Origin of the sequence: Defluviimonas sp. SAOS-178_SWC, assembly GCF_039830135.1 — a bacterium.
Taxonomy (GTDB): domain Bacteria; phylum Pseudomonadota; class Alphaproteobacteria; order Rhodobacterales; family Rhodobacteraceae; genus Albidovulum.
Genome location: NZ_CP156081.1, coordinates 30,199 through 43,097, shown reverse-complemented (window position 1 = coordinate 43,097; position 12,899 = coordinate 30,199). Strand labels below are relative to the sequence as shown.

The 12,899-nt window shown below is 64.3% G+C and carries 15 protein-coding genes and 1 tRNA gene; 9 read left to right on the top strand and 7 right to left on the bottom strand.

Annotated features, from left to right (window positions below; translation table 11 throughout):
* Window positions 1-35: 35 nt before the first annotated feature.
* Window positions 36-350, top strand: coding sequence for an H-NS histone family protein (locus tag V5734_RS01085; protein ID WP_347311692.1), 315 nt, complete (start codon window positions 36-38; stop codon window positions 348-350).
* On the opposite strand, the gene V5734_RS01080 is transcribed toward V5734_RS01085, so the two are convergent.
* The gene (locus V5734_RS01080; protein WP_347311691.1) at window positions 347-1,228 is read right to left on the bottom strand and encodes a LysR family transcriptional regulator; all 882 of its coding nucleotides are present in this window, start codon (window positions 1,226-1,228) and stop codon (window positions 347-349) included. The two genes, V5734_RS01085 and V5734_RS01080, sit on opposite strands and share 4 nt — an antisense overlap.
* Window positions 1,229-1,326: 98 nt before the next feature.
* On the opposite strand from V5734_RS01080, the gene V5734_RS01075 reads away from it, so the two are divergent.
* On the top strand, window positions 1,327-1,464 hold the full coding sequence (locus V5734_RS01075) for a hypothetical protein (protein WP_347311690.1): 138 nt from the start codon (window positions 1,327-1,329) through the stop codon (window positions 1,462-1,464).
* Here the strand turns inward: V5734_RS01075 and V5734_RS01070 are convergent.
* Complete coding sequence (locus tag V5734_RS01070) at window positions 1,461-2,060, bottom strand: HD family hydrolase (RefSeq protein ID WP_347311689.1); 600 nt, start codon at window positions 2,058-2,060, stop codon at window positions 1,461-1,463. The genes V5734_RS01075 and V5734_RS01070 overlap by 4 nt on opposite strands.
* A 275-nt stretch (window positions 2,061-2,335) precedes the next feature.
* Between V5734_RS01070 and V5734_RS01065 the strand changes: the two genes are divergently transcribed.
* The 3 genes from V5734_RS01065 to V5734_RS01055 all read left to right on the top strand — a co-directional run bounded on the left by V5734_RS01065 (window position 2,336) and on the right by V5734_RS01055 (window position 5,428).
* The gene (locus V5734_RS01065; protein WP_347311688.1) at window positions 2,336-3,412 is read left to right on the top strand and encodes an acyltransferase family protein; all 1,077 of its coding nucleotides are present in this window, start codon (window positions 2,336-2,338) and stop codon (window positions 3,410-3,412) included.
* Between the two features lie 63 nt (window positions 3,413-3,475).
* Window positions 3,476-4,870, top strand: a complete 1,395-nt coding sequence (ahcY, locus tag V5734_RS01060; RefSeq protein ID WP_347311687.1) for an adenosylhomocysteinase — start codon at window positions 3,476-3,478, stop codon at window positions 4,868-4,870.
* Between the two features lie 216 nt (window positions 4,871-5,086).
* Complete coding sequence (locus tag V5734_RS01055) at window positions 5,087-5,428, top strand: DUF2853 family protein (RefSeq protein ID WP_347311686.1); 342 nt, start codon at window positions 5,087-5,089, stop codon at window positions 5,426-5,428.
* A gap of 254 nt (window positions 5,429-5,682) precedes the next feature.
* Here V5734_RS01055 and V5734_RS01050 read toward each other — a convergent pair whose 3' ends face one another.
* From V5734_RS01050 to tsaD, 5 genes are read right to left on the bottom strand one after another with little or no spacing between them, the layout of a single operon-like run.
* Complete coding sequence (locus V5734_RS01050; RefSeq protein WP_347311685.1) at window positions 5,683-6,075, bottom strand: DUF1761 domain-containing protein; 393 nt, start codon at window positions 6,073-6,075, stop codon at window positions 5,683-5,685.
* Window positions 6,076-6,129: 54 nt separating this feature from the next.
* Complete coding sequence (locus V5734_RS01045) at window positions 6,130-6,543, bottom strand: EVE domain-containing protein (RefSeq protein WP_347311684.1); 414 nt, start codon at window positions 6,541-6,543, stop codon at window positions 6,130-6,132.
* Entirely contained in the window at window positions 6,543-6,812 is a 270-nt protein-coding gene (locus V5734_RS01040; protein ID WP_347311683.1) for a YciI family protein, read from the bottom strand. Before V5734_RS01040 ends, V5734_RS01045 begins: the two co-directional genes overlap by 1 nt.
* A gap of 2 nt (window positions 6,813-6,814) precedes the next feature.
* The gene (locus V5734_RS01035; protein WP_347311682.1) at window positions 6,815-7,780 is read right to left on the bottom strand and encodes an NAD(P)H-dependent glycerol-3-phosphate dehydrogenase; all 966 of its coding nucleotides are present in this window, start codon (window positions 7,778-7,780) and stop codon (window positions 6,815-6,817) included.
* The gene (gene tsaD, locus V5734_RS01030) at window positions 7,777-8,871 is read right to left on the bottom strand and encodes a tRNA (adenosine(37)-N6)-threonylcarbamoyltransferase complex transferase subunit TsaD (protein WP_347311681.1); all 1,095 of its coding nucleotides are present in this window, start codon (window positions 8,869-8,871) and stop codon (window positions 7,777-7,779) included. Before tsaD ends, V5734_RS01035 begins: the two co-directional genes overlap by 4 nt.
* A gap of 72 nt (window positions 8,872-8,943) precedes the next feature.
* On the opposite strand from tsaD, the gene V5734_RS01025 reads away from it, so the two are divergent.
* From V5734_RS01025 to V5734_RS01010, 4 genes are all read left to right on the top strand, one after another.
* Window positions 8,944-9,666 (top strand): uroporphyrinogen-III synthase, encoded by a 723-nt coding sequence (locus V5734_RS01025; protein ID WP_347311680.1) that lies wholly within the window; start codon window positions 8,944-8,946, stop codon window positions 9,664-9,666.
* Window positions 9,667-9,745: 79 nt separating this feature from the next.
* Entirely contained in the window at window positions 9,746-11,050 is a 1,305-nt protein-coding gene (locus tag V5734_RS01020) for a COG4223 family protein (protein WP_347311679.1), read from the top strand.
* 7 nt (window positions 11,051-11,057) lie between these two features.
* A complete protein-coding gene (locus V5734_RS01015) occupies window positions 11,058-12,539 on the top strand; it encodes a heme biosynthesis protein HemY (protein ID WP_347311678.1) in 1,482 nt (493 codons plus the stop codon).
* 141 nt (window positions 12,540-12,680) lie between these two features.
* Window positions 12,681-12,756: transfer RNA gene (locus tag V5734_RS01010), tRNA-Thr, on the top strand.
* Window positions 12,757-12,899 lie beyond the last annotated feature (143 nt).

The following is a 12,899-nucleotide window of genomic DNA, read 5'->3' as shown; positions in this document are numbered from 1 at the left end:
TTGGGGATGGGGCAACAAATAAAGGAAAAACGAAAGTGAAAACCGATCTCGACGCTTTGACGTTGAAAGAGCTTAAAACACTTCAATCTCAGGTGGCAAAAAAGATCGAGGGGTATGAAGAGCGAAAGAAGCGTGAAGCTCTGACGGCCTTGGAAGAACAAGCAAAGACGTTGGGCTATTCGCTGACGGAGCTTGTCGGCGCCAGTGCTGCGCGGAAAAGAAAGCCCGCACAGCCGAAATACGCCAACCCGGCGAACAAGTCCGAAACCTGGACCGGTCGTGGCCGCAAGCCGCGTTGGGTGGAAGCCGCGCTCAAGTCCGGCAAGACCATGGAAGACCTCGCGATCTAGATCGCGGTCTTGAGCCAGCGAAGGAAGGTCCGGGCCGGGTGACGCAGCGGCCCGGGCGGTGTCACGATGTAGTAGCCGGGATTGTCTTGATCCGTGTCGACGGCGACACGCAGGGCCCCGCTTTCAAGATCCGCCTCGACAACTGCTGCGCTTGATATATGGAGTCCGAACCCCTGCCGCGCCGCCGTCAGGGCCAGTTCGTCTGTCGCGAACTCGGTGATCTTCAGCGTCTCGGGATCGAGGCCGGTGCAGCAGGCGATCCAGCGCCGCTGTTCCGGCCAATCAGGCTCCAGAACCCAGGGCAGGGCAAGCATCTCCTCCCGGCTCAACTCCGACTTTCCTCCGAACAGCTTTGGCGCCCCGACCACGACATAGCGCGCCGAGGTCAGATAGCTGCTTTCCACCCCCGGCCAGTCACCCTCACCGAAACGGATACCGAAATCGATCCTCTCGCGGCGAAGGTCGAGGACGCGCGGGTCGGGGCGCAGCGACACGGCGATCTCTGGATGTTTTGCCCAGAACCGGCCGAGGCGCGGCATCAGCCAGTTGGTGGCGAAGGTCGGCGTAAGGGTGATGGTGACCGGGCGGTCCTCGTGACCCTCGCGCAGGCCATCAAGTGCCGACTGGATCCCGCCGAATCCGTCAGAGAGGGCCGCCGCCAGTACCTCGCCTTCAGGCGTAATGGCCAAGGCCCGTCCGTCACGATGGACGAGAGAAAGACTGAGATGGGCCTCGAGTGCCCGCACCTGCTGCGCCACGGCGGCATGGGTGACATTGAGCGCCCGCGCCGCGGCGCTGAAGCCGCCTTCGCGCACCGTCGCCTCGAACGCGCGCAGCGCGTGAAGTGGCGGAAAATGGAGCCAGTCGATTCCAGCCATATGTTAGCCTGACTTACAATCAGAAAATCATTCTGACTCGGAATTCTAGCCAAAAAAACCGATATTTCCAGCATGAACCCAAGTTGGAGGAAAACAAGATGTTATCCGTACTTGCAGACACGTTCCGCATCGCCACCTTCCAGGGCCCGGTGCCGAAACCGCCGCACCGTTCCGGATCCCGTGAGCAGGAGCGCAAGCGCCGTGGCTGGCACTGGATCGCCGGCATGCACCTTTAGGATGATGCCGCGAGAAGCGTATGATGCCGGAACACGAAGTCTGCGCGTACCTCGACCGGCGCGCGCAGGCGAATCCGGAGGCCCCGCACCATCGCCTCGTCCGGGGCGCCGAAGAACCGGTCCGCCTCGCTTCGTGTGAAGCCCGCGATCTGCACCGCTTCCAGCCAGGCAGACAGGTGGTCGGCGCGCTTGATCTCCTTCTTGATCGGCGCGGGCAACTGCCCGGGAAGCCCAAAGCGAAGGTGGATCGCCGCCGTAAGACGTTCATCAAGTGCCCCGTATCCGGGACCGACCGCCGCCTTCACCGGGCTGATCATGTCGCCAATCACGTATTCCGGCGCGTCATGCAGAAGTGCCGCCAAACGCCAGCGGGCGGGAATGCCCGGATTGGCCCGGCTGAAAATCTCTTCGACCAGCAGCGAATGCTCGGCCACCGAGAACGGAAAATCGCCGATGGTCTGGCCATTCCAGCGCGCCACGAAGGCGAGGCCATGGGCGATGTCCTCGATCTCGATATCCAAGGGCGTCGGGTCGAGAAGATCGAGCCGCCGTCCCGAAAGCATCCTCTGCCAGGCCCTTTTCTGTCTCGGTGCCATCGTGGCGCGAATCCCTGATTGAAACCCGCCCCGTGCGGGGCCATTGCCGAACGCACACGCCAGGCGCCCGTTCCCGAAAGCCTCATAGCCGATATCCGACCGCAAGGAAAATGCAGCCTTGCTGCCACCCGCGCCGGAGCGTCCGGCCCCGAGATTCGTCGATGTGTCGCCGCGACGTCCGATATAAAAAGCACGCGATACGGCACGAATTTCTGGCCCGTCCTAAGGTCAGGGCCCATTCTGCAGCCGAGGTTGGAAAGCCAGAACGAATGAGAATGCCGCAGGACGAAGGCCGCCAGATCGAACTTCTTCGTGTCCTCTGCATCACGTCGATGATGTGGGTCCACGTCAACCCGGGCCTTTCGACTCCGACCATCGTCTCAACGGGCGAATACCAGCTGATCGGCACCGTCTTCGGCAACACACTTGGCCGGATCAGCGTTTCGCTCCTGAGCTTCATCAGCGGCTATCTGATCTGGGCGTCGCTTCGTCGGGACAGTTTCGGCAGCATCACGTTGCGCAGGTTTCGTGCGGTGATCGTCCCCATTCTGGTCTGGAGCGCGATCTTTCTCGCGCTCGCCTACACGAAGAAAGCTGTCACCGGAGACGGAGCGCATGCCGTCGCGGAGGTTGAGTTGCGCCCCTGGACGCTCTTCGTCGCGTGGAGCGGATTGACAGGACCGACCGCGAACCAGTCGTTGTTCTTCTTGCGCGACCTGTTCGTCTCGACGCTGATTCTGCGGGCCACCGTGCCGCTGGTCGAACGCGTTCCGGCAATCGCGGCGCTGGCGGCGCTGGTTCTGGCGTCGAACGACGCTCTCGCACCGATCGTCTTCCGGTCGAGCATTCTGCAGTTCATGTTCTTCGGGGCGATTGCGGCCCGCCTCGGCTACACGATTGCCGGGATCTCGCGACCGCTTGTCGCGCTGTCGCTTGGCTACCTGATGACGGTGGCGGGATTCGCGGCCATCACTGATCCCGGCATTCCCCAACTTCAGTTTCTGCACTTGCCCCTGCTATTGCGCCGCGCCGGGATCGGCTTTCTGCTGCTGGCCTACTCGGCCGCCTTCCTTGCGCTCTTTCCGAGAACCAATATCGCCAAACTGGGGCGGCACGCCTTTCTTGCCTATCTCATGCATGTCCCGACGATGGGGATCCTCTGGGCGGCCTGGGTCGAGGTCGTGGGCGACGGCGATCAGCAAAGTTATGTATTCTTCTATCTCGGCGCGCCCGTCGTGGTCTTCATGCTCGCCAGCTGGTTGGGGCGGGCCCTGGACAGGGCGCCGCCGGCGGTCCAGTTGCTGCTCCGCGGCAAGGTTGGTTCCCCCAAAAGATACAATTCGCCGGATTGATTGCCGCTGGCGGGCGGCAATGCTATCTGACCGCAAACTTAATTTTTCGCGGGAGTGCGGCCGATGCCGAAGGATTACATCGTCAAGGATATCAACCTCGCCGGCTACGGTCGGAAGGAACTCGACATCGCCGAAACGGAAATGCCCGGCCTGATGGCGCTGCGGGAAGAGTTCGGGACCTCAAAGCCGCTGAAAGGCGCCCGGGTCGCCGGCAGCCTCCACATGACGATCCAGACCGCCGTCCTGATCGAGACCCTGACCGCGCTCGGTGCCGATGTACGCTGGGCGTCATGCAACATTTTCTCCACCCAGGATCACGCGGCCGCGGCGATCGCCGAAAGCGGCGTGCCCGTCTTCGCGATCAAGGGCGAGACGCTGGAGGATTATTGGGCCTACACCGACAAGATCTTCCAGTTCGAGGAAGGCACATGCAACATGATCCTCGACGATGGCGGGGATGCGACGCTTTACATTCTCTACGGCGCGCGGGTCGAAGCGGGCGAGACGGATCTGATCGAGACACCGACCTCGGACGAGGAGGTCTGCCTCTTCAACCAGATCAAGAAGCGCCTGAAGGAAAGCCCCGGCTGGTTCACCCGGCAGCGCGACGCGATCAAGGGGGTTTCCGAGGAAACCACGACCGGCGTCCACCGCCTCTACGACCTGCACAAGAAGGGCCTGTTGCCCTTCCCGGCGATCAACGTGAACGACAGCGTCACCAAGTCGAAATTCGACAACAAATACGGCTGCAAGGAATCGCTCGTCGACGGTATCCGCCGCGCCACCGATACGATGATGGCGGGCAAGGTCGCTGTCGTCTGCGGTTATGGCGATGTCGGCAAGGGCTCCGCCGCGTCCCTTCGCGGCGCCGGTGCCCGTGTCAAGGTGACCGAGATCGACCCGATCTGCGCGCTTCAGGCGGCAATGGACGGCTACGAGGTCGTCGTGCTTGAGGACGTGGTCGACAGCGCCGACATCTTCATCACCACCACCGGCAACAAGGACGTGATCCGCATCGAGCATATGCGCGAGATGAAGGACATGGCGATCGTCGGCAATATCGGCCACTTTGACAACGAGATCCAGGTGGCGTCCTTGCGCAACCACAAATGGACCAACATCAAGGACCAGGTGGATATGATCGAGATGCCGTCGGGCGCCCGGATCATCCTTCTGTCCGAAGGCCGGCTTCTGAACCTTGGCAACGCCACCGGCCACCCGTCCTTCGTCATGTCGGCGTCGTTCACCAATCAGGTTCTGGCGCAGATCGAGCTTTGGGCCAAAGGAAGTGAATACAAGCCGGGCGTCTACATCCTTCCCAAGCATCTCGACGAGAAGGTCGCGCGGCTGCATCTTGCAAAGATCGGCGTGAAGCTGACGGAGCTTCGCAAGGATCAGGCCGACTATATCGGCGTGACCGTTGCCGGGCCGTACAAATCGGATCACTACCGGTACTGAAATCAACCGGGGCCGCCAGAGCGGCCCCATTCGATTTCCCCGTGATGGATCCAGCATTCAAATATGCGCTGATTTCCGGATATTTCCCCTCGAACCGGCACCGCAAAAGGTGATTTCCTTTGCCCGCGGGTGCATTTCGACGTTACCTTTCGCCCGCGACGGGCAGGGCGAAACTGTCCGTATGTTGTAGCAAGACAGGGATAGTTGGAGAAACCCATGGGCAAACGTGACGAGCTGATCGCAAAATATGCCGACGATCTGAAAAACAAGTGCGGAATGACGCCGGACATGGCGCTTCTGACCAAGGTCACGATCGGCTGCGGCCCGTCGATCTATGATGCCGATGCCTCGACCGTCGCCGGCAGCCAGGAATCCGAGCTCGAAACAGTGAAGAACAATTTCCTGATCAAGAAGCTCGGCCTGAAGGATGGCCCGCAGCTCATGGCGGCGATCAGCTCGGTGATCGAAACCTACGGCAAGTCCGAACGCAACAAGTACCGGGCGGTCGTCTACTACATGCTCGTCAAGCATTTCGGCAAGGAAGCGGTCTACAGCTAGGCCCGACGGATCAGGCCGGGCCGCCCGCTTCGCATCGGGTGGCCCCGCCGCGCTTGGTGAACCAAATCTTGCATTAACCTTCTGATTTTGAACAGTATTGTCGAAAGACGATGCTTGCGCGACTCGGGCGCCGCGTCTAGATTCATCTCAACAAGGCCAGGACGGCCGAGACCTGTCAGTTTCACGCGTGGTGCGAAGGGAGCACGTGGGGTGGTGAAGGGTCCCGGTCGGGGTGTCCGGGGCCCTTCTTTATTTCAGAACAGCGCCAGAACCGTGCCGATGATCGTGGACCCGATCACCGCATATCCACCGTCGATATAGGTCAGCGCTTTCGGCCGGTCGGCATAGGCATAGTTTATCACGATCCACGGCAGGGCGATGAAGGCGCCGAGACCGAGGCCCGCGACCAGACCCGCGCCGACAGTGCCAATGCCGGCCATGCCGAACATGTGCCGCATCATGCCCGCAACGACCAGCATCGCAATTCCGGACAGGATGAACGGCGTGATGCTCTTGTTTGCGGGGTTGCCGTCCGCATCGCAGGCGACGCCCGATGCCGCGATCCACTGCTTCGACAGGGTCATGTACCAGAAGGCGCCGAAGCCGTAGGCCGCAGCCGCCGCGACGATCACGTTGATGAGTTCCATTTGTCCCTCGCGCGTTGTTGGGTAGACCATCCTTACGCCAAACGCGCGGCCGGTCTACAGCCCGCCGAGCGTGCAGACCACCTTCCACTCGTCCTCGGTCACCGGCTGGACCGAAAGCCGCGTGTTCTTGACCAGGGCCATTTCGGCCAGCCGCGGATCGGCCTTCGCGTCTTCCAGCGTGACCGGCCGTTTCAGCGGTTTCACGGCCTTGATGTCCACGCAGTCCCAGCGCGGATCGTCGGTCGTGCTGTCCGGATGACTTGTCGCGCAGACCTCGACGATCCCGACGATCTCCTTGCCCACGTTCGAGTGGTAGAAGAACCCCAGATCGCCGATCTTCATCGCCCGCATGTTGTTGCGCGCCTGATAGTTGCGCACGCCGTGCCACTCCTCGCCGGCCTCACCCTTCGCTACCTGCTGATCCCAGGACCAAGCGTCGGGCTCGGATTTGAAAAGCCAGTACGCCATCAGCCGATCACCTTTTTCCATTCGGTGACGCTGACGCCTTCGAAGAGCCCCGCCGCCTTGTAGGGATCGCCGGCAGCCCAATCCTGCGCCGCGTTGAGGTTCTCGGCGTCGAGCACGATGAGGGAACCGCACATCTGGCCATCCTCGATCAAGGGTCCCGCCATTCTCACGATCCCGGTTTCCTCGACATAGGCCAGATGGGCGGCGCGGGTATCGAGCCGGACTTGCAGTTGGCCGGGCTTGTCCCGGCAGATGACGACATAAAGCATGGTCACTCCTTCTTGAGCGGACGGGCGAGGAGGGCGGCAGTCGCCTCCTCGACGGTGATCTTTCGGTCGACGAGCGCTGCGACCATATTGGCAATCGGCATGTCGATCTGGTGATTTTTGGCAAGAACAGAGACTGCCTTTGCCGTCGCGCTTCCTTCGACCGTAATCGACGGATCAAAAGCCTCATCCGCGCCCAGCGCATGGCCGAAACGAAAGTTGCGCGACTGCAACGACGTGCAGGTCAAGACGAGATCGCCAAGTCCCGACAGCCCGGCAAGCGTTTCAGGTCGGGCGCCGAGCGCCTGCGCCAGCCGGTTCATCTCGGCAAACCCTCGCGTCATCAGCGCGGCCCGGGCGCTGTCGCCCAGCCGCGCCCCGATGACGACACCGGCGGCGATGGCGATCACATTCTTCAGCGCGCCGCCAAGCTCCGCGCCAACCGTGTCGGTCGTGCGGTAGATCCGAAGCACGGGCGTCGAAAGGGCATCCTGCAAGGACTCGCCCTGCGCATCGTCGGCGCAGGCGAGCGTGAGGGCAGTCGGCAGACCGCGCGCGATATCGCCGGCAAAGCTCGGCCCGGTTAGAATCGCGGCCGTGGAATGAGGGCAGGTTTCGGAAATGATCGCCGTCGGACCGCGCCGGGTGGTCAGGTCGATCCCCTTCGCGCAGGCCACGAGTACCTTGCTGTCAAGCGATCCGGCATTGGCCGAAAGGAAGCCCGCCATCTGCTGCATCGGCATCGCCAGAAGCTGGACCGGAACGGCCGCGAAATCACCGATTTCAGCCGAAACGGACACAGATTCAGGCAGATCCACGCCGGGTAACCGGCGGGTATTCGCACCGTCCTTGCGCATCGCCGCCGCGTGGCCCGGATCCCGCGTCCAGAGCCCGACTTCCGCACCGCTGCGCGCCATTGTCACGGCGAGCGCCGTGCCGAACGCCCCGGCGCCGAGGATCGCGACTTTCATGCCTTCGCCCCCTTCTTCCCCGATCCGACCAGCGCCGGCTGGCTGACGTCGAGCGGCCAGCGCGGCCGCGCCACGAGGTCGAGGCCGTCGAACAGGCCCAGCCGGAACCGCTCGATCCCGGCCCAGGCGATCATGGCCGCGTTGTCGGTGCAAAGCGCGAGCGGCGGCGCGACAAAGCCGAGGCCGGCCCTGTCGCAGACCCGCTCCAGCGCCCCGCGAATCGTGGCATTCGCGGCCACCCCACCGGCGACGGCCAGAACCGGCACGGTGGGTGCATGGCCGAGGTAATCCGCGATCGCGCGCCGGGCTTTCTCCGCCAGAACGTCAGCCACGGCCGCCTGAAATCCGGCGCAGAGATCGGCGCGATCCTGAACGGTCAGGCCACCCTTTTCCGCGACGACGTGATCGCGGGCGCGCAAAAGGGCAGTCTTCAGCCCGGAGAAGGACATGTCGCAGCCCGGCCGGTCGAGGAGCGGGCGGGGAAACGCGAACCGCTTCGAATCGCCGTTCCCAGCGGCGGCCTCCACTGCCGGCCCGCCGGGTTGTGGCAGGCCCAGGAGTTTAGCCGTCTTGTCGAACGCCTCGCCCGGCGCGTCGTCGATCGTGCCGCCGAGGCGGGTAAACCGGTCGGGTGCATGCGCGATCAGGAACTGGCAATGCCCGCCCGACACCAGCAACATCAGATAGGGAAAGCCGAGCCCGTCGGTCAGGCGCGGTGTCAGCGCGTGTCCGGCGAGGTGATTGACCCCAAGGAGCGGCAGCCCCGTGGCGGCCGAAAGGCCCTTCGCACACATGACGCCCGCCAGAACGCCGCCGATCAGCCCCGGCCCGGCCGTCACGGCGATTCCGTCGAGGTTCTTCAATCCCAGCCCCGCCTGTTCCAGCGCCGTCTCGACGCAAAGGTCGATCTTCTCGACGTGGGCGCGGGCGGCGATTTCCGGAACGACACCACCAAACTCGGCGTGGAGTTCCGTCTGGCCCGCGACGACGGAGGAAAGAATCTCTCCCCGCTCCTCCGACAGGCGGACGACAGCCGCCGCCGTATCGTCGCAACTGCTCTCCAGACCAAGTAGGGTGATCGTCTCGCTCATGTCCCGGCCGATTGCGCTAGGGTTCACCGGCAGGTAACACCGGGGACGACGCCAGACAATCCCGAGGGACCCGTGGATCCAAACCGTCCGACCCTGCTCCTGACCCGGCCAGAAGCGCAATCCCGGCGCTTTGCCGACTCCTTCCGCGCGCGCTTCGGGGCGGACTGGCCCGTGGTGATCTCCCCCCTGAGCGAGATCGCCCTTCTGTCTCCGGAATTGCCGGAGGGTCACTGGCCCGACCTGATCTTCAGTTCCGAAAACGTTGTGCAGGCCTATGCGCATCTGACCTCCGATCGGTCCGCAACGGCATGGTGCGTCGGGGGCCACACGGCGTCGGTGGCAAAGGCAGCGGGTTTCCGGACCCGAACCGGACCGGGCGACGCCGAGGGCCTTTGCAAGGCGATCATCGCCGCGGGCACCGTCACCCGTCTTCTCTATCCACGCCCGGTCCATGCCGCCGGCGCTGTCCAGAAAACGATGGAATTCGCCGGAATAGAGACGGTTTCCGTTGTGCTTTACGACCAGATCGCCCGTCCGCCGTCCGCCGACGCGTTGCGCCTGCTGGCAGGGCCCACCCCTGTCTTGCTGCCGCTCTTCTCGCCTCGCTCTGCCGCTTTGGCGGCCGACGCTTTCGAGGCGCGCTCCGCGCCGCTCTGGATCGCCGCCATCAGCAACGCGACCGCGGAAGCCGGACGCGGGCTGCGCGCAGCCAGACGCATCGTCGCGTCCCGGCCTGATGCAGAGGCGGTGCTCGACGCGCTTGGCGAGCTTATTGCCGCATCTAAGATGGGTTGAGGGATGGGGCGGCTGGTCCTAGATTGAACCTACCCGCGGTATCCGGACGGGTCCGGAGCCGCCGCAACGGAGAATGCCGGTGGCGAGAGCGAAGAAAGACAAGGCTGTAGAGGGGGATACGCCGGCAGAGACCGAACCCTCGGAATCGGCTGAACTCATCGATACCCAGCCACAGGACGTCGAGATCGAGAAACCAGGGGAACAGGCCGAAGATGCGGTTTCAGAGGGTGACGAGACTGTCATCCTGACCGAGCCGGCGGCGACCGAAACGCCGGAACAGGATTCCATCGGAGCCGAGCCGCAGCCTGAACCCCGGGCGGCGGGCCGCAAGGGTGGTTTCGTCCCGATGGTTCTCGGCGGCGTCATCGCGGCAGGGCTCGGGTTCGGTGCCGCCGCCTACGTCCTCCCCCGATTCTGGGTGCCGGACCAGCGAGCGGCAGAGTTTGCCAGTGTTCGGGAAGAGCTGGCGGCGCAAGCCGCGCGGATTTCGGGCCTCGATACCGATCTCGGCAAGATCAAGTCGGATACAACTGCCGGAGATGTGGCGGCAGGGCAGGCGGCGCTGGCCGCGCGTCTGGATGGCGAGATCACCGCGCTTCGCACATCGGTGTCGGCGCTGGATGAGGATCTGAAGAAAGCGGTCGCGCGATTCGAGTCGCTCGACGTCCGCCTGTCGGAGATCGAGAAACGCCCGGTCGAAGGGGGGGCGGCCTCTGCCACCGCGCTCGAAGCGTTCGGGCGGGAGATGGCCGATCTCCGGGCCGAGATCGACGCCCAGCGCGCCGCCGCCGCGCAGGCGCAACAGGATATCGCCGCAACGGCCTCTGCGGCGACTGAAAAGATCACCGCGGCCGAGGCCGAGGCAAGCCGCCTCAGGGACGAAGCCGAGGCGGTGACGCGGCGGGGGGCTGCCCGTGGGGCCCTCAGCCGCATTCAGGCGGCGCTCGAATCCGGCGGTGCGCTCGAAGGCGCGCTCGCCGATCTGGCGTCGTCTGGTGTCGACGTCCCTCCGGCCCTCGCGGATCAGGCGCAGGGCGTGCCGAGTCTGGGTGCCCTGCGTGCCGCCTTTCCCCCCGCCGCCCGCGAAGCGTTGGCGATTTCGCTCAAGGAAACCGCCGGCGGGGGAACGTGGGACCGGATCACGGCTTTCCTGCGCAGCCAGTCCGGCGCGCGGTCGCTCAGTCCGCGGGCCGGCGACGATCCCGACGCGGTTCTTTCGAGGGCGGAGGCCGCCCTGACGGCCGGCGCGCTCACCACCGCGATCGAGGAGATCGCCAAACTGCCGCCGGCAGGTCAGGCCCGGATGGCCGAATGGGTCGACATGGTGAACCGCCGGATTTCGGCCACCGACGCGGCGGCGATGCTCGCGAAGGAACTTCAGTGAGGAAGCTATGATCTGGTCCTTCGTCAAAATTGTTCTTTTCGTCGCGGTGGTCGCGGGGCTGACCCTCGGGGCGGGTTATCTAGCTGAAACCGGCAGCGGCATCCGGATTTCGCTCGCGAACATGGAATACAACCTCCGCCCGGTGCCGATGGTCATCGCGGTTCTGGTCTTGATCCTCGTGCTCTGGCTCTTGCTGAAGATCGTCGGGCTGATCGTCGCGGTGATGCGCTTCCTGAACGGGGACGAAACCGCGCTCAGCCGCTATTTTGACCGCAACCGCGAACGCAAGGGCTTCCAGGCGCTGGCGGACGGCCTGATGGCGATCGCTTCCGGCGAGGGCAGGGTGGCGCTGTCGCAGGCGGCGAAGGCGGAAAAGTATCTCGGCCGGCCGGAGCTGACGAACCTGATCGCCGCGCAGGCGGCAGAGCTTGCCGGCGACACGAAACGCGCGACCGAGGTTTACAAGCGCCTTCTCTCCGATGACCGGACCCGGTTCGTGGGCGTGCGCGGGCTGATGAAGCAGAGGCTTGCCGAAGGCGATACCGAAACCGCCCTGAAACTGGCCGAGAAGGCGTTCTCGCTGAAGCCGAAGCATCAGGATGTTCAGGACACGCTCCTCCAGCTCCAGGCCGAGAAGGGCGACTGGAAGGGCGCGCGCAACGTTCTGGGCGCGAAGCTGAAACAGGGTCTGTTGCCGCGCGACGTGTTCAAACGCCGCGATGCGGTTCTGGCCTTGCAGGAGGCGAAGGAGGTCTTTTCCGACGACGCCCCCATCGAGGCGCGCGAGGCGGCCATCGCCGCAAACCGGCTGTCGCCCGACCTCATCCCCGCGGCGGTGCTCGCGGCGCGCGGCTACATCCAGTCGGGGAAACCGAAATATGCCGCCCGCGTCCTGAAGAAGGCATGGGAGGCGCAACCACATCCCGACTTGGCCGCCGCGTTCGCGTCCATTGCCCCGGACGAATCGCCCGCGGCCCGGCTGAAGCGCTTCGACACCCTGCTGTCAGCCAATCCTGGTCACGAGGAGTCGAAGCTCCTCCGCGCCGAATTGCAGATCGGGGCCGAGGATTTCCCGGCCGCCCGGCGGGCGCTGGGCGAGTTGGCCGAAACCCATCCGACCTCGCGAAGCCTGACGGTCATGGCCGCCATTGCACGCGGCGAGGGCGCCGACGACGCCGTCGTGCGCGGCTGGCTGACGCGGGCCCTGACGGCGAGCCGGGGCCCGCAATGGATGTGCGAGAAGTGTCACAACGTCCACGCCGACTGGGCGCCGACCTGCGACAATTGCGGCGGTTTCGACACCCTCGTCTGGCGCGAACCGCCGCACAGCGCGACCCCGATGCCCAATGGCGCCGACATGCTGCCGCTGATCGTCGGCAGCGCCGCCGCGGCAGAGCAGGAGCCCGCGATGGATCTGCCGGCCGGCCGGCCGGCCGGCGAGCCGGAGGAAGCGATCATCCTCGACGAGGAAGTCGGCCAGCGCAGTTAAATTTTGGGCTACACACCCGCGCGAGTTGATGCTATCAGCCCGCCACTTGGCCGCAGCAACCACGCCGACCCGCGGGTCCGCGGACGCAACGCGGCCAAGGATTACCAGGCAGGGTCCTGCGGGAGCCATGCGAAGAGAAGTGCCGGTGTAGCTCAGCTGGTAGAGCACGTCATTCGTAATGATGGGGTCGGGGGTTCGAGTCCCTTCACCGGCACCACTTCTCAAAGAAAAGCCGCTTGATCCTTCAGAAGTGAGCATCTGCCCAAAGATCGGACGGTGGACCCCAGCCTCGATCTGCTGCCTGCTGTTCTCCACGAACGAAGGGATCAGCTGATGTCTAAACGCGGGAGCCAGATTGCA